This window comes from Acinetobacter sp. YH12156 (assembly GCF_013418235.1).
Lineage (GTDB): Bacteria > Pseudomonadota > Gammaproteobacteria > Pseudomonadales > Moraxellaceae > Acinetobacter > Acinetobacter pseudolwoffii.
Map to the genome: position 1 here is coordinate 86,531 of NZ_VPCL01000013.1, position 17,641 is coordinate 104,171.

The window sequence follows — 17,641 nt, forward strand, 5'->3', positions numbered from 1 at the left end:
AATAAAAAAGTCTCCGACAAACCCGGTACGGTTCAATAGTGATGATATGACCTGGCAATTACATATGGCTTGGCATAAAGGATTAGAGATCTCTCATGCAACAAAAGCCTGGTTAAATTTAGTAAATAAATATAGTCATGAAATAAGTCTTTAAAATTACATTTAGCATAAAATCTCTTATGCGAAGTCCAATATTAAATTAATCCCTTCACAAGGAAGAAGCTTGCTACAATGACCAATAAAACTGCAAAGCATTTCTTTAACATTGCTGGTGATAAAGCATGTGCCGCCTTCGCACCAAACTTAGCCGTAATGAAACTCATGATGCTAATGCCAATAAATGCATAAATATGCACATAACCAATGGTATTAGGTACATTAATCTCAGCATTTATACCAAAAATAATAAAACCTAATGCACCAGCAACAGCAATGGGGAGTCCACATGCCGCAGATGTTCCAACCGCCTTCTGCATGACCACACCATAGCGATTCAGGTACGGAACCGTCAGGCTACCGCCACCAATCCCAAAGATTGCTGATGCAACTCCAATCACACTACCAGCAGCAATTTGTTGACCTGATGAAGGTAAATTTTTCGTTGGATCAATTACTTTTTTGGCACCTGTAAACATGGTATAGGCAACCCAAATCAGAAATAAGCCAACAATGATTTGTAGATGTAATCCTGATATCAAACCTGCAATACCCGCCCCAAAAAAGCAACCAATCGCCATGGGTGGTGCTAGATTTTTAAATACCGACCAAATCACAGCCCCATTTTTATGATGCGCCATCAATGAGCTAATCGAAGTAACAACAATGGTTGCTAAAGATGTGCCTAATGCGAGGTGCATAACCACATCGGGTCATAACCCACTTGAGTAAAGACAATAAAAAGCAGTGGCACAATAATCGTACCACCGCCGACACCAAACAGCCCTGCTGCAAAACCAGCAAAAGCACCGATGACTAAAAAGGTTATAAGTTCCACAATAGACTAACTTTAAAAAATGAAAGGATTAAGGCGTTGAATTAAGCGTGTTCCAACTGACCCACTTGATGATAAGCACGGTTAAAATACACCAGGCTTTCTTCTTGATCGCTTTGTTGAACTTGAAGCACACGACACATGAAAATACTGTGTGTACCCACTTGCTGAATGTCCTGAATTTCACAGTCAAAACTGACCAAGGCATCTTGCAAAATAGGTGAACCAGTTTCCAACGCACTCCACTCACCTAAGTTGAAACGCTCTTCAGAACTGAATTTACTTGAAGCAAAAGCATTTGAAAGCTGTTCATGCTGAGTACTTAGTACGTTTACAGCCAAGACTTTATTTTCAACAAAATGGGCATGTGAACGGGAGGATTGATTCATACAGACCAATAACGTTGGCGGTGTATCCGTCACGCTACATACGGCAGATGCAGTAAATCCATGCATACCTGCTTTACTCGCAGTCGTAATAACATTCACTGCTGTGGTGAGTAAAGACATTGCATTTCTAAAGTCTGTTGCTTCAATCATCTCTTTCATCTCAAATGTACATATCACGTGCTCGTGCTTTAAGTAGAACAAATCATCTTGCAATAATTTGCCCCTGCTTCGCACGAGACTACGTTTGATTAAGCTTCTAGCTCTTTACGAACAATGGCAGCACCTGCGCTTAAAGCCTCAAGCTTGCCACGTGCAACTTGGCGAGAAAGTGGTGTCATACCACAGTTGGTTGAAGGATAGAGTTTATCTGCATCAACAAATTGAAGTGCTTTACGTAAGGTATTCGCCACTTCTTCTGCAGTTTCAACTTTGCTAGTTGCTACATCAATGGCACCCACCATCACTTTCTTACCACGGATCAATTCAATCAAATCCATTGGTACACGTGAGTTTTGGCATTCAAGTGAAATAATATCGAGCTTAGATTGTTGTAGTTTCGGGAATGACTCTTCGTATTGACGCCATTCATTACCTAAAGTTTGTTTCCAATCTGTATTGGCTTTAATGCCGTAACCATAGCAAATATGAACTGCAGTTTCACATTTTAGACCTTCAAGTGCACGTTCTAAGGTTGGTACACCCCAGTCATTCACTTCATCAAAGAATACGTTAAACGCAGGTTCATCAAATTGGATAATGTCTACGCCTGCTACTTCAAGTTCTAAAGCTTCTTGGTTCAAAATTTTGGCAAATTCCCAAGCCAGTTTTTCACGGCTCTTGTAGTGTCCGTCAAAAAGTGTATCAATCATGGTCATTGGACCAGGCAACGCCCATTTAATTGGCTGACTGGTTTGGCTGCGTAAAAATTTCGCATCGTCTACAAACACTGCTTTTTTACGAGAAACTTCACCCACAACTGAAGGTACACTTGCATCATAACGATTACGAATACGCATGGTTTCACGCTTTTCGAAATCTACACCTTCAAGATGTTCAATAAACGTGGTTACAAAGTGCTGACGGGTTTGCTCACCATCACTCACGATATCGATACCTGCAGTGACTTGCTCATGTAATGATAATTTCAAAGCATCACGTTTAGCTTCTAATAATTCTTCGCCTTCAAGCTTCCATGCAGACCATAATTTTTCAGGTTCAGCTAACCAAGACGGTTTTGGCAAGCTACCCGCAGTTGAAGTTGGGAGTAAAAGTTTCGGTTGTGTAAGCGCCATGTCTAATCTTCTTTGTCTAAATTCGTAAATCTGTTTATCAATTTAATGGATTAAGCAGCTGTTTCGACTTCGAAATTTGCAGCCCATTCATTTAAAATGTCTTGATAAGGCTTAATGAAGTTTTCTTCCGTCCATTTACCTTGTTTAACTGCAAGCTCACCACGTTCCACACGGTCATAGACCACACGTGTAAGTGAATAATCGCCATAGCTTAGACTTGGTTGATACACCACACCTGCAGGAGAGTTGGTGTTGTAAATTTCAGGACGATAGATCCGTTGGAAACTTTCCATGGTCGCAATAGCACTGATCAATTCAAAATCAGTATAATCACGGACTAAATCGCCAGCGAAATAGAATGCTAATGGTGCATTACCACCTTCTGGTTTAAAGTAGCGTACACGTAAACCCATTTTGGCAAAATATTCATCGGTACGTGAATATTCATCATTTTTGTATTCCACACCCAAAATAGGATGTACGTTGGCTGTACGGAAATACGTTTTAGAGGTTGAAACGCTTAAGCAAATGACAGGTTGTTTTTTAAATTCTGCTTTAAATACATCTGAATTGACTAAATGTTGATAAAGCTTGCCATGTAGATTGCCAAAATCTTCAGGTTTTTCACCTACACCACAACCCAATTGTGGCAATACCACGCTGAAGTCGTAATCACGCACATAAGATGAGAAGCTATTGCCGATCATGCCTTCAATACGCTCACCTGTTTGATGGTCAATCACAACACTTTTAAGTGTTTCAATAAATGGGAAAGTTTGACCATTACCTTCAATATCAATTTCCGCAGAAATAATGTCAATCTCAAGTGAATAGCGATCACCTTTCGGGTTATCAACGGTTGCCAAGCTATTAAAACGGTTGTTGATCATCGCAAGGGTACGACGCAAGTTTTCTTCACGGCTTTCCCCACGTGCCAAATTGGCAAAGTTTGTGGTTAAACGTGTGTTTTCTGCTGGTGTATAATTCTCATCAAAACGGATACGTTTAATTGAACACTCAAATGCTGTACTCATGGAGATTGCCACCTAAAAATTTTATAAAAAGTTAAATTTCTGAATGGCTATATTTAAACGTGAATAAGAAAGTGAGTAAAACGATATAAATTCAGCTTAAGATGAGAAATACTCATCTTAATAAATTAAAGATGCTGAGGATTTTTAGTTATTCAGTAAGCTAAGCGGCTATCTAAAATCTTTATCTGAAATTGGTAATGTTTTTTGCAACTCTACCATTTGTACGTGTTACGTCAAAAAGCAAAACAGAAACCGTAGCCCCAGGCAACACCCCTCTCATCATAAAATTATACCAGTCAGTAAAATACCTTTAGATTAAGCATGTGTATGTTGGTTATTATTGTTGATTATCACAATAAATTAGTGACCAAAAATCAAATTACCCCACCCTACATTAAATTACACCACACAAAATAAAAACTCTATATAACTGTTATATATAGAGTTTACTAACATACCAATTATGTTATTTAGTGTATCTTATGTTGGTGACTCTTACCAAGGTTGGTTTATCTTACAACCGGGCCAAAGAATCCTCGCTCAAGCGTGTTATCGCCTGAAGATGAGACGGCAATTGTTGCTTTTCAAAAACGCACTTTGTTGCCGCTAGACGATTGCCTTTATGCATTGCAGCCAAGTATTCCTTATCTGACACGCTCGTCGTTATACCGCTGCTTGCAGCGGCATGGTATTTCACGACTGCCTAAGGTACAAGGTGATCGCCCTGACAGGAAGCGCTTCAATGGTTACTTTCATATCGACATCGCTGAGATGCAAACAGCACAGGGTAAGCTTTATCTCTTCGTGGCTTTATTGCATAAATATTTTGCAAGATACTGATTTTTAAGGGGTTTTATAAAATTTTAATAAAAAATAAATATAATTAAATCATAGTGTTAGGTATTCGTGCAGCAAAGCCGTTCAGGAACACAAAGGTAAGGTAATAACATCTTTTTTAATAGGGATATTTTATTGTCCTCCCTACTCCGTACATCAAAGTTTTATTTGTAGATTTACCTATCATTAACCCATTTTTCATTCATATTTCCTGTTAAATTTAAGATTGCTTTAAAAATATTTAAACAATAACATTAGTGATAATTATTATCATTTACATCAACTAAAATGTCTTCTACCGTTCCTTCATCATTTAAACTATCTTTACTCAGTTTTTCGATTTTAGTTACACAACAAAGTTTTGCCGATGATACTCAGCAATTACCGACGATTACCGTTACAGCGGAATCAGAACAGAGTGAGCTCAGCTCTGAACAGAGTAAAGCCTATATCATCCAAAACTCGTCAACCGCCTCAAAACTGAATATTCCACTTAAGGAAACGCCGCAAACAGTCAATGTCCTTACCCGCCAGCAGCTGGATGACTTTGCTTTGGATAATACACGGGATGTACTGCGCAATACCCCTGGCATTATCGTCAGCAATCAGGAAACGGAACGGACCTCCTACCTTGCCCGAGGTTTCGAGATTTCAAATGTTTTAGTCGATGGCGTTGGTATTCCACTCGAAGGCTATAATTATAATAATGATAATCCAGACAGTTTTTTGTTTGACCGTGTAGAAGTGGTCAAAGGCGCGAATGCCTTAAATAATGGAATTGGCGATCCCGGCGCAACTATTAATATGATTCGCAAACGCCCGACATCCGACCTTCAAACAGCCTTTAATGCCAGTTATGGCTCATGGAATACGCAGCGCTATGAAGTAGATGTATCCTCTCCTCTCACCCAAGATGGAAAAGTCAGAGGTCGTGTATTTGGCTATCAACAAACAGGCGACAGTTATCTGGATCGTTATGAACTGGAAAAGAACGGCATAGGTGCTGTTGTGGAGGCAGATGTAACTGACACAACTCTATTGACTGCTGGCTATACCGAAACCAATCACAAGCCGAATGGTGTCAATTGGGGTTCTAATCCACTGATCAATACTGAAGGCGAGCAGCTCAGTTACTCACGGAATTATAATTACAGTCCAAGCTGGGCCCACTGGGATAGCAATATTAAAAGCTACTTTGCCGAGCTTGAACAAAAACTGGGTGGCGACTGGACAGCCAAACTGACCTATGATGAAAAACGTACACAACGCGATTCAAAGCTCTTGTTTCTGTCCGGCAAACCTGGCGCAAATGGCACTTCAGGCATCTTCCTCTACCCAGGCATGTATATTGATGACAATAAAGAACAACAAGCCAGCCTGAGTTTTAGCGGCACCTATCCGCTTTGGGGACAACGCCATGAAGCCTCATTGGGCTATGTCTGGGCCAAAAATCGTCTGGATGAATTGGGTTATGCTGGCAGCTTTGTCAATCCGCTGACCACAGATTTAGCCAGTTTTACACCCGAAGAACCAAGCTGGGATATGTCGAAAACCAGTGGTGAAATGCATATCCGGCAGAAGAACCAGAGCCTTTATGCTGCGACCCGACTGCATCTGAATGATGATCTGAAACTGCTTTTAGGTGCGAACTATGTTCAGGCTGAAAGCAGTGGTAGCAGTTATGGGACCGACACCATTTATGATGAAGATAAAGTTTTACCCTATGCCGGTCTGACCTATAACTTTAGCCCTGAATATACAGGCTATCTGAGTTATACCTCGATTTTCTGTCCGCAAACCACCAGAGCAGATGATGGCAGCATTAACAAACCGATCGAAGGTGAAAGCTATGAAGTCGGAGTCAAAGGTTCTTGGCTAGATGACAAGCTTACCGCCACCATGGCTGTGTTCAGAACGGAGCAAAGTAATTATCCGCTTCGTGATTCTGATGGTATTCCGACTTTACGCACAACTCAGGTCAGTAACCTGCGTTCCCAAGGCTACGAGTTTGGCTTGGCGGGACAACTGACCGACCATTTTAACTTAAGCTTTGGTTATACCCAGTTTAGCCTGAAAGATCTGATCAATGGCGGTGATGCGCGTACCTTCAATCCAACCCAGTCTTTTAATCTTTTAACTACCTATCAGGTGCCGCAACTTCCAAAACTGAAACTGGGCCTTGGTGTGCAGTGGCAAGATCAGACCTATCTAGATGTGCCTGAAGCAACCGCCAATGGAGTGATTACCCAGAAAGCTGGAATCATTGAGCAGGATGCTTATGCGCTCGTGAACTTAATGGCCAGCTATGAGCTGAATGAGCATATGACCTTGCAAGCCAATGGTAATAACCTGACCAATGAAAAATATCTGTTCAATTTCCCGAATCAGCAAGGTTTTTATGGTGCACCAGCAAATTACAGCGTTGCTGTGAAATTTAAATACTGATTTTCAAACTTAGCCTTGACGACATGTTCAGGGCTAAATCATCACTACATACACAAAAACAGGTAAAACAAATGAAAAAAATGATCGCTCTGACCCTCGGACTGTCTATGACACTTTCAGCTCAGGCGCATATGCTTTGGCTGGAACGTGATACAGATAAGCAGACTCATGCGTTCTTTGGTGAATATAGTGAACAGCTTAAAGAAACGCAGCAAGGTGCCTTGAAGTCTTTTAATCAAGCAAAGGCCGTTCAGTCTAGAAAAAGCTTTAGTCCTCAAATGCAACAAGATCATTTGCTTTATGCGACCCAAGGCCAGACAGATGTCCAGCTCAGTCATGAATTGATCTATGGAGAATCATTGTTGAGCTATCATGCCAAATCCGGCAGACAAAACTTGAAAGCAGAGTCAGAACTAGATATTGTCCCGACCCAGATCAACAGCAATACATTTACGGTACTGTATCAGGGTAAAGCTGCTGCGGATGTTGAAGTCACAGTCTTTTCCCCGCAATTCTGGCTAAAAAAATACACCACCAACGGCCAAGGCCAGATTACGATCGCCACGCCATGGAAAGGTCAATATGTCATTGAAGTTGGCAAAGAAGCAGACAAGGCAGGAAAATTGAATCAGCAGGCCTATAAAAAACAGTATCTGGTAACGACTTTAAGTTTTGTTTATTAAGTTTTTAGATTTTCATCAGTATAGATTTATTCAAGGCCAAATATGATGTCTGTTGTAGTGCAGCCACTTGCCATTCTCTATCGCTTAGGCATGACCTTTGGCATTGGCTACTTGTGCAGTTATTTAATCGCACTCGATCTGGCTTACTTTCTACAGGCTTTTCTGCCTAAAGCTGAGTCTGTCTATTTGGCTGCATTTACTGCCCTGATTTTTTATGTTTGTTTTGTGATTGGAATCTTCTGTATCCAAAGTTTAAAAAAGCTTTCTATCTATAGCCTGATTCCTTTACTTATTTTATTTCTCTTCTCCCGCTTCATAGGTTAAACCATGCATAAATCTGTCCGTCAATCCATGGCATGTTTACATTCATGGCTGGGTTTAAGCTTTGGCTGGTTACTCTTTGCGATCTTTTTAACAGGCGCGGTCACCTATTACCGACATGAAATCAGTCTATGGATGCAGCCTGAATTTGCCACAATGCAAGTCAATCAGGAAACTGCCTTAAAATCTGCTTACAGCTATTTACAGCAGCATGCACCGGACGCCCAAAACTGGTATATCGGAGTCGCCAATCAAGACTCACCGGTGAATAAAGTCTACTGGCAAAAAGCGGATGGTGGCTATGAAGTCAAAACCCTGAATGCTTCGACAGGAAAAGAATTACAGCTTTCAGCCACACAAGGGGGAGATTTTTTCTATAATTTTCATTTTCAGCTCTATGGTATGCCCTACACCATTGGTCGGCTGATTGTGACGATTGCTGCCTTTATCATGTTATTGACTCTGATTTCAGGAATCATTACCCATAAAAAAATCCTGACAGACTTTTTTACCCTAAGAGCCTTTAAAGGACAGCGCTCTTATCTGGATTTTCATAATGTCAGTTCAGTGATTGCCCTGCCGTTCTTTTTGACCATGACATTTACCGGGTTGGCGATTTTCTTTTATATCGTGCTGCCTTCCGGTATGAAAAAACTTTATCCAGACAATCCCTTTCAATATTTTGAAGAAATTCGCACAATCAATACATCAGCCACCCACTCAGTTCCTGTGAAAACCCAGATGCTGCCAATTCAACATTTTATCACCACGGCACAGCAACACTGGGGATATGCGGAATTTGACAATATCACGGTCAAGCAGCCCAATACCCAGCTGGCACACATAACCTTAACTCAGCTCAAAGATCATTCCATTACACGAAATCAGGCACAGCTTATTTTAAATGCTGCTACCGGAAAATTGCTTGAAAATACACGAAATGAAAGTGCAATTGCCACACTAAATGCCAGCATGTATGGTTTACATATGGCACGTTTTGCCGAACCTGTTTTACGTTTAGGGTTATTTTTCTCCGGCATATTAGGCTGCGCAATGATTGCATCCGGATTGCTGCTGTGGAGCCTGAAACGCCAGATGCAGAAAAAATCAGTGCGGTTTCATCTCGGACACTATTTAGTGAACCGCTTGAATATCACCATAATTATTGGCTTGCCGCTTGCCATGCTGGGATATCTCTATGCGAATCGTTTTATCAGTATTCCTGTAGGTGCACCAAATTATGAAATTTATAGTTTTTTCTCTATCTGGCTTGGCAGTTTTATCCTGGCATGTGTAACCCCACAGCAAGATATATGGAGAATGCAGCTTAAACTTCTGATTTGTGCTGCCTTTATAATTCCCCTGATTGATATTTATTATTTAGTTTCCCAGCAATATGTTGATTCTTTTGCGACTTATTGGCCTTTTTTGCGTATTGATCTGATGTTATGGACCTTGGCACTGCTTGCCCTATTGTTACACCAGAAAATTACGCCCATTCAGCAAAAGGCTATTAAGAAAATCCAGACCAAACTGAAAGCCGTACAGCAGGAGTCTTCCATATGATATGGATCGCAATCATGGGGCTTTTATGGCTAAGCTGTTTTGGTTTTTATGCGGTAAGTGCAAAGCAGATCCTAAAAACCCGAAAATCTCGGTACGCTTTTTTAGCGAATTTTCCTACGTACACTAAATTCGCTGCAGGTATTTTCTTATTCGTCGTAATGGTTTTATTACGGACCCGGTTTAGCTACAGTATCAGCTTTGTGGCTCTATGGGTATTTCTAAGCCCCGTACTTTTTATCTTTATCTTAAAAATGAATAAAGCATTTTAGTATTTATTTAAAATCAGAAAGTAGTAAACAGCCTAGTGTGCTATTCACACGCCCTTTATTAAACCAATCTACCCAGTATCTGCTAAACCTTGCCAATCTGCTTTTAAATACCTCAAATGCATTATTTTGGCTAGAATCAGAAATTTAAATTGGTAGGTATTTGGTAGGTAGGATTCTTTTTAGCTTCATCCAATACTCATATTACGGTGAGGGTCACCGATAAAATAATCAATCAATGGTAGAAGGAATCACCCCATGGCTTTTAAAAATATTGCAGATCAAACTAACGGTTTTTATATTCCCTGCGTTTCACTTTTTGGTCCGGGCTGTGCTAAAGAAATCGGGATAAAAGCACAAAATTTAGGCGCCAAGAAAGCACTGATTGTAACTGATGCTGGCCTGTTTAAATTTGGTGTTGCAGATGATATTGCAGATTATTTGAAAGAGGCAGGTGTTGACAGTTATATTTTCCCAGGTGCGGAACCCAATCCAACTGATATTAACGTGCATCATGGAGTTGAAGCTTATAATGAAAATGCCTGTGATTTTATTGTATCGTTAGGTGGGGGCTCATCACATGACTGTGCCAAAGGCATCGGTCTGGTCACTGCAGGTGGCGGACATATCCGTGATTATGAAGGGATTGATAAAAGTACCGTTCCGATGACACCACTGATTGCAATCAATACCACGGCAGGGACGGCTTCGGAGATGACACGTTTCTGTATCATTACCAATACCGATACCCATGTGAAAATGGCGATTGTAGATTGGCGTTGCACACCACTCATTGCGATTGATGACCCTAAACTGATGTTGGCCAAACCTGCCGGCCTGACTGCGGCAACAGGGATGGATGCTCTGACACATGCGGTCGAGGCCTATGTATCTACGGCTGCTAATCCCATCACTGATGCCTGTGCAGAAAAGGCGATCACCATGATCAGTGAATGGCTCAGTCCCGCAGTGGCGAATGGGGATAATCTAGAAGCACGGGATGCCATGAGCTATGCTCAATATCTTGCCGGAATGGCCTTTAATAACGCCTCTTTAGGATATGTGCATGCGATGGCACATCAGCTCGGAGGCTTCTACAACTTGCCGCATGGTGTTTGTAATGCAATTCTGCTCCCCCATGTTTGTGAATTTAACCTGATTGCTTGTCCTGAACGTTATGCCAAAATTGCCCAATTGATGGGGGTGAATACAGAAGGCTTAACCGTAACTGAAGCAGCTTATGAAGCGATTGGCGCCATTCGTCAGCTTTCGGCTTCAATTGGTATTCCATCTGGGCTGACGGAATTGAATGTAAAAGAAGCTGACTTGGCCATCATGGCGGAAAATGCACAAAAAGATGCCTGCATGCTGACCAATCCACGTAAAGCCAGCCATGCCCAAGTGGTAGATATTTTTAAAGCGGCGATGTAGTGCCTCAATGTAAGTCTTCTCTCCAAGCATCTGACTTACATTTTTAACAGCCCCTGTTTCACTTCCTGAGGAAGTGTGCCAAGAGCAGACATGCATTTTCCTGTTCCTGGCTGATCCTTTTGCCTTCATAAGAGGATAAAAGCGGGGGGTGTTTCTTTTTTATGAAGTCCCCTTCATTATGAATATCGACATTAATCCCATGGTAGAAAAATGCCACTATTTTTTTAGCCCGTTCTAGCCACAAATAAAATTTCATAGCGTATTATCTTACGATTATATTTGATCCCTGAGGAATAAACTGCGCGTCCTTCAAATGACATGAAGGTGAGCGTAGCTGATATCAAGCATCTAGGCAAACGGCAAACTGGGTAGCCACTGATAAAAATTTTAGGATCAGGTTCAGTCTAAATTAATAAGTAAACTCACAGTAAGCAAGGATAATACTTAATATTCCAGAATATTCCTATTTTAACTGTTTAGCTTTGTACCGACAGTTACATCAGCTTTAAAGATTTTTATATTTTAACAGAGTCTGATGAACGGGATGGTTTTTGGGCATCAGTTCAATCAGGCGTTCTACAGCATCAATCGCTTCAGGAAAATGTGCCACATGTTTCAGCAAGACATCGGTTTCATTAGCCTTGAAAATGGCATCGCTCAGGCGTGATTCCAGACAATCTCTCCAGGCGCATAGAAATGGACTTTCTGTTTTGGCCAGAAATACGCCGGTACATAATTTCAAGGCTGAATCGATATACCCAGCATCTAAAGATTGCTCTGTCATTAAAAAATCAGCCTCTACATGCGCCAATAAACGATAGGGTCTGGAACCCAGCATACCACCTAATAAATCGCGTAATTGTGACATTTCTGCTTTTAAAGTACCCATACTGACCTTGCGCTCGCCATATAAGGCTTGATGCAATGTATCTAGACTCAGACCCTGCGGACATAAGGCTAGAATGGTCAGAATTTCAATCTGTCGAGGAGTCAGAACCAGCATCTTGCCATTAAACAGCACTTGAGGTACTGAAAAAGCTCGAATAAACAGGCGCTGCTTCTGGCATTCTAGTAGAGCCGACTGGATGATCGTAGCACAGCGCTCCGCAGCTAGTAGTGCTAAACTGTTATGCTTTGGCCAGGTAGTCGACAGATCAATGACACCTAAGACCTGTTTTGAATAGGGATCAATAATCGGGGCAGCGTAACAAACCCAATCATGAATGGAGGACATGTAATGTTCACTGGAAAAGACACAGCTGGATTGTTGAGTTTTTAAGGATAATGCCAATGCATTGGTTCCGACTAGCTCTTCGCGCCATTGCCCACCTTCAATAAAATGTACACTTTCTGCGGCACTTTGCATTTGTGGGCTAGAAGCTGCCCAAATGATGGTGCTGCCGATATCTCCGACCGCCAGCACCATAGAAGATTGCTCGGCAATATGTTTTAAATCCTGAGCACAATGTTGCAGGGCTTGGGCTAAAGTTGAGGAAGAAGTGGTCTTTTTTAAATCCGTCAGCGGTGCTGCTAAACGATTCTTCGGGATTTCAGCCGAGGATGAACGTTGCCAGGAGCTGGCAATACTCTGTCCCAGCTGTTCTGCATGTAAGGGAGACAAACTGCTGTTTTGCCGAAGCTGATCAGTATTGTGCCTTTTTTCCATCAAATCTTGTTTTGTCATCATTCCTTATTCTCACAACAATTCATGATTTACATCCGCTGTAATCGTTATTTTTTTAAAATGGATGAAAATATCGTGAACATGCTAGCTCCAACCTTTTTCCAACCTTATACCAGTTATATTAATCAAATAAGATGCAGAAGTACCTTATACCAAAGCTGTAGAAGCGGTTTTGCCATACGAAAATAAGCAAAGGAAATACATATGCGTTACGTCGATCCTAATCAACCTGATTCAAAAGTTCATTTTAAAGCACAATACGAGAATTTTATTGGCGGCGAATGGGTCGCTCCGGTCAAAGGTGAATACTTTGACAACATCTCTCCGGTAGATGGCAAAGTCTTTACCAAGGTTCCGCGTTCTTCTGTAGAAGACATTGAATTGGCCCTGGATGCAGCGCACAAAGCCAAAGAACAATGGAACAGAGCATCGCCGACCACCCGCTCCAATATTCTGTTGAAAATTGCCGATCGTCTGGAACAAAATCTGGAACTGCTGGCAGTGGCAGAAACCTGGGATAACGGCAAACCGATCCGTGAAACGCTGGCTGCCGATATTCCGCTGGCTATTGACCATTTCCGTTATTTTGCCGGCTGTATTCGTGCGCAGGAAGGCGGCATTTCCGAAATTGATGAAGATACGATTGCTTATCATTTTCATGAGCCGTTGGGCGTCGTGGGTCAGATTATCCCGTGGAACTTTCCGATTCTGATGGCTGTCTGGAAACTGGCACCTGCCCTGGCTGCGGGCAACTGCATTGTGTTGAAACCTGCAGAACAGACTCCGGTCAGCATTCTGGTGCTGGCTGAACTGATTCAGGATATTTTGCCACCGGGCGTGTTGAACATCGTCAATGGCTACGGGGTCGAAGTCGGCCGTCCACTGGCGACCAATCCCCGTATTTCCAAGATTGCCTTTACCGGTTCCACCGCAGTGGGTCAGATGATCATGCAATATGCGACTGAAAATATTATTCCGGTGACTCTGGAACTTGGCGGTAAATCACCAAACTTGTTCTTTGCCGACATTATGGATCAGGAAGACGATTATCTGGACAAAGCGCTGGAAGGTTTTGCCATGTTTGCCCTGAACCAGGGTGAAATCTGCACCTGTCCATCGCGTGCGCTGATCCAGGAAAGTATTGCTGACGAATTTCTGGCGCGTGCCGTTGAACGGGTGAAACGGATTAAAACCGGGCATCCGCTGGATACTGACACCATGATTGGCGCGCAAGCCTCACAGGAACAGCAGGACAAGATTCTGGGCTGTATTGCCACTGGTCGTGAAGAAGGCGCACAGATCCTGACTGGTGGTGAAGCACGTCAGGAAGTGGGTCAAGGTTTCTATATTGAGCCGACTATCTTTAAAGGCACCAATGACATGAAGACCTTCCAGGATGAAATCTTCGGGCCTGTATTGGCTGTGACCACCTTTAAAGACTTTGATGATGCGATCAAGATCGCCAATGATACGATTTATGGACTCGGTGCCGGTGTCTGGTCACGCTCAGCGCATACCTCTTACCGTGCAGGCCGTGCTATTCAGGCAGGTCGGGTCTGGACTAACTGTTATCACATCTACCCTGCCCATGCGGCTTTCGGTGGTTATAAAAAATCAGGGATTGGGCGTGAGAATCATAGAATGATGCTGGATCATTATCAGCAGACTAAAAACTTGCTAGTCAGCTATTCGACCAAACCAGCCGGGTTCTTTTAAGAAGTGAAATACATTCAAAGCGAACTTCGGTTCGCTTTGAATGTATGGTAGCTAGCTTTCACAAAATATCAGCAACATCTTCAAGCTGCGGCCAATTCAAATAAAGTTTTTAGTCTATAAATACTTTTTTTAAAGGAAAGAGCATCACCTCAAATTTCTATTTGCAATAGTGTCATTTCAAGATAATTTCACTCTATAAAGATTTCGCCACATTCTCCAGCCATTGAGTGCCAGAAGAATAAAAATAAAATAAAGCACGGCGGTTAAATACAATGACTTATAGCTATACATGCCGACATAAATCACATCTAACACACACCATAATCCCCAGCTTTCAATATATTTTTTTGCCGCCCAATAACTTGCCACCAAGCTAAAAGAAGCCAACATGGAATCCAACCAAGGGAGTGATGCTGTGGTGAAATGAGCAAATAAGGCGCCAATCACCAGACCGGCGACAATACCCACAATCAGGCTATATACCCAGATTTTTTTATTCAAATAGCCAATCTGCACGGTGATAGCCTGGTCATGATTTTTCTTCGACCAGCTATACCAGCCATACAGTTGCATCAAGATAAATACGGCTTGTAATGCTGCGTCTGCAAATAAATTGACACGATAAAAAATAATCATATATAAAAATACAGCGACAATATTCACCAACCAGCAGACTTTATATTGTTTGGAGGTCAGCCAGACACCTAAAACGTTTAAAATGAACGCTGCAATTTCTATATTTTCCATAACAATATAACCTGATTAAGCAGCCAATTTAGAAGTTCAGATTGAATGACAAGGTTGCTGTACGCGGCGAACCCAAGAATAAATAATCGTCACCCAAAAATTCACCTGCATCACGCCAGTATTTCTTGTTGAACAGATTATTAATATTCAAGCGTAGCAATGCATCGGTCGTATTTAGTTTAAATTGATAAGCAGCGCCTAAATCAACCACACTATAACCTGCGACTTTCGCAGCACCCTCTTTGTTGGCATATTTGCTGGAACTGTATTGACCACCTGCCAGAACAGTGAAACCTGCAATGCTCGGTACGTTATAGCGAAGATGTGTTGCGAAACGAACTTTTGGCACGTTTTGCGCCTGATGATTGCCATATTCAACCGCTTCTACATTTTCTAAACGGGCTTTAGTCAAGGCTAAAGATGAAGTTAAGGCCAGATGATCGGTTAATGCACCATTCAGTCCGAGCTCCAGACCCTGACTATGTTGTTCGCCTTCCGCAACAAAATAGCGAAGTCCTGAAATCGGCTTGCTATATTGGTTGTCTTGGCGTAAATCAAATAGCGAGGCAGTCAATAAAAACTGCTTGATCTGTTGTTTTAGGCCAATTTCATATTGCTCTGAATAGATCGGCGCTAGAGTTTCAGCCGCATTCTCTGCAAACAAAGGTGCTGTCTTTCCATCTGACAAGCCTTTGGCATAAGAGGCATACAGAGTTGTTGACTCTACCGGGCTATAACTCACTGCAAACTGTGGTAAAAATTTGTCTAAATCCGTATCACGAACTTTTATTACCTGCTTACCCTCTGCATCATAAGCATGTGCTTGTTCATCAAGCTCGATCCATTTTCCGCCAATCAAAGTAGACCACTGTTTATTCCATTCAATACGGTCTAATGCTGTAAATGCAGTTTGTTTACTTTTAAGTACTTGATATTTTGGTCCAGCATTCGCTGTTACTGGGGAAAAATCTATGGTTTCTGTATAAATATTACCTACACCAATCCATTTCCATTCATTGACACCAGCAAAACGATCTCGCGATTTATTGGTTTGTGTAATATCAAAATGTAGATAATGTTGCGCCCAATTGGTATCAATCACCCCATCTAGTTTGACTTTAAATTGGTTGGTTTTAAAGGTTTCATCTGGATTCTGATAATCGTAAATATCATACTCGCCAGCTTTACCAAACGTGTTACAGGAATACTCTTCCAGACAGCCTTCCCGATAATAACCATAAGCAAAGCTTGAATAGTCATCAACTCTGGATTTACTGTGGGCTGCGACGAGTCCCAAGTTCCAGTCATCATTCAAGGCATAACTATATTTTAAACTGCTATTCAGACTATCGATCGTGACCGGTTTGCCCCAAGTCTGGTAACCAAGCAATCGGTCCCATTTCACATTTTCTGGGACTTTACCATCCAGTAATTGATAACCTGGCACTGATTTTTGTTCGGAACGCTGTGCTTCAAGATCAAATTCCAATTTAGATTGCTCAGATGTTTTCCAGTCTAAGGCCAATGCCGCTAAATAGCGCTCACCATCCACGTGATCGACATAAGACTCAATCTGCTCATTCACCAGATTGATGCGATATCCGAATTGCTGCTCATCACCCAAAAAACCACCGAGATCAGTTGCCACTGAAAACTGGCCGTGTTGATCGGCAGAGAATGTCAGGGCCTGGATATCTTTGGGTCGCTTGGTGACATAATTGACCACACCACCCGGGGTCGACATACCACTTTGAATCGCGGAAATGCCTTTTAAAATTTCCACACGTTCTTTGTTTTCAAGTGCAACGTTTTGTTCACCACGAATCACATTGCCATTAATGAGGTAGCTTGATGCCAAATCGAGTTCAAAGCCACGCGAGACAAAGTTTGGATAATAGCCAATTGCAGCATAGCCATCACCGATGGCTGCATCATTTTTTACCACATCGCTCAGCACGCGAGCATGTTGTTCAGCAATGAGATCGGCAGTCACGATAGAGACCGATGCAGGTATTTTTTGCAGACTGTCCGTAGCAAATCCCTCGACATTCACTTTGGCACTCGAGTAAGGGATGCTTTGATCGGCTGTAATGACAATCGTGTCAAGCTGTTGAACATCGTCTTCAGCATAAGTCAGCGGGGCTAAACAAAGCTGCGACAGAATGATCATATTTAAAGATCGGGTTAATACATTCTGTTTGAGTTGACGATTGTTCATACGAAACCTTATGTATTTGAA

The 17,641-nt window shown here is 41.9% G+C and carries 13 protein-coding genes and 2 pseudogenes; 8 read left to right on the top strand and 7 right to left on the bottom strand.

Going from position 1 to position 17,641, the window contains the following annotated elements; all coding sequences use genetic code 11:
• Nucleotides 1-194: 194 nt before the first annotated feature.
• The 4 genes and pseudogenes from FTU87_RS11985 to FTU87_RS12000 form a co-directional block, all read right to left on the bottom strand.
• Nucleotides 195-994, bottom strand: a pseudogene (locus FTU87_RS11985) (sulfite exporter TauE/SafE family protein).
• A 41-nt stretch (nt 995-1,035) separates the two neighbouring features.
• Nucleotides 1,036-1,530 carry a flavin reductase gene (locus tag FTU87_RS11990; RefSeq protein ID WP_005093807.1) on the bottom strand — a complete coding sequence of 165 codons (495 nt, stop codon included), beginning with the start codon at nt 1,528-1,530 and terminating at the stop codon, nt 1,036-1,038.
• Between the two features lie 98 nt (nt 1,531-1,628).
• The gene (locus FTU87_RS11995) at nt 1,629-2,672 is read right to left on the bottom strand and encodes a methionine synthase (protein WP_180097490.1); all 1,044 of its coding nucleotides are present in this window, start codon (nt 2,670-2,672) and stop codon (nt 1,629-1,631) included.
• 50 nt (nt 2,673-2,722) lie between these two features.
• On the bottom strand, nt 2,723-3,706 hold the full coding sequence (locus FTU87_RS12000; RefSeq protein ID WP_159138861.1) for a putative oxygenase MesX: 984 nt from the start codon (nt 3,704-3,706) through the stop codon (nt 2,723-2,725).
• A 522-nt stretch (nt 3,707-4,228) separates the two neighbouring features.
• Between FTU87_RS12000 and FTU87_RS12005 the strand changes: the two are divergent.
• The 7 genes and pseudogenes from FTU87_RS12005 to FTU87_RS12030 form a co-directional block, all read left to right on the top strand.
• Nucleotides 4,229-4,519, top strand: a pseudogene (locus FTU87_RS12005) (IS481 family transposase); the annotation flags it as partial.
• 312 nt (nt 4,520-4,831) lie between these two features.
• Nucleotides 4,832-6,988 (top strand): TonB-dependent siderophore receptor, encoded by a 2,157-nt coding sequence (locus FTU87_RS12010; RefSeq protein WP_180097493.1) that lies wholly within the window; start codon nt 4,832-4,834, stop codon nt 6,986-6,988.
• Between the two features lie 71 nt (nt 6,989-7,059).
• On the top strand, nt 7,060-7,671 hold the full coding sequence (locus FTU87_RS12015; RefSeq protein ID WP_005093768.1) for a DUF4198 domain-containing protein: 612 nt from the start codon (nt 7,060-7,062) through the stop codon (nt 7,669-7,671).
• A gap of 42 nt (nt 7,672-7,713) precedes the next feature.
• Entirely contained in the window at nt 7,714-7,995 is a 282-nt protein-coding gene (locus tag FTU87_RS12020) for a hypothetical protein (RefSeq protein WP_004281957.1), read from the top strand.
• A gap of 3 nt (nt 7,996-7,998) precedes the next feature.
• Nucleotides 7,999-9,558 (top strand): PepSY domain-containing protein, encoded by a 1,560-nt coding sequence (locus FTU87_RS12025; protein ID WP_004733135.1) that lies wholly within the window; start codon nt 7,999-8,001, stop codon nt 9,556-9,558.
• On the top strand, nt 9,555-9,827 hold the full coding sequence (locus FTU87_RS15240) for a hypothetical protein (RefSeq protein WP_100358270.1): 273 nt from the start codon (nt 9,555-9,557) through the stop codon (nt 9,825-9,827). Before FTU87_RS12025 ends, FTU87_RS15240 begins: the two co-directional genes overlap by 4 nt.
• A gap of 255 nt (nt 9,828-10,082) precedes the next feature.
• Nucleotides 10,083-11,255, top strand: a complete 1,173-nt coding sequence (locus FTU87_RS12030) for an iron-containing alcohol dehydrogenase (RefSeq protein WP_004733137.1) — start codon at nt 10,083-10,085, stop codon at nt 11,253-11,255.
• Nucleotides 11,256-11,760: 505 nt separating this feature from the next.
• On the opposite strand, the gene FTU87_RS12035 is transcribed toward FTU87_RS12030, so the two are convergent.
• Nucleotides 11,761-12,942 (bottom strand): hypothetical protein, encoded by a 1,182-nt coding sequence (locus FTU87_RS12035; RefSeq protein ID WP_004647792.1) that lies wholly within the window; start codon nt 12,940-12,942, stop codon nt 11,761-11,763.
• Nucleotides 12,943-13,143: 201 nt separating this feature from the next.
• On the opposite strand from FTU87_RS12035, the gene FTU87_RS12040 reads away from it, so the two are divergent.
• Nucleotides 13,144-14,655: an aldehyde dehydrogenase family protein gene (locus tag FTU87_RS12040; protein WP_005093765.1), complete on the top strand. Its 1,512-nt coding sequence runs from the start codon at nt 13,144-13,146 to the stop codon at nt 14,653-14,655.
• A gap of 177 nt (nt 14,656-14,832) precedes the next feature.
• Here FTU87_RS12040 and pnuC read toward each other — a convergent pair whose 3' ends face one another.
• Entirely contained in the window at nt 14,833-15,402 is a 570-nt protein-coding gene (gene pnuC, locus FTU87_RS12045; protein ID WP_004281962.1) for a nicotinamide riboside transporter PnuC, read from the bottom strand.
• Nucleotides 15,403-15,430: 28 nt separating this feature from the next.
• Nucleotides 15,431-17,620 (bottom strand): TonB-dependent siderophore receptor, encoded by a 2,190-nt coding sequence (locus FTU87_RS12050; protein ID WP_180097495.1) that lies wholly within the window; start codon nt 17,618-17,620, stop codon nt 15,431-15,433.
• Nucleotides 17,621-17,641 lie beyond the last annotated feature (21 nt).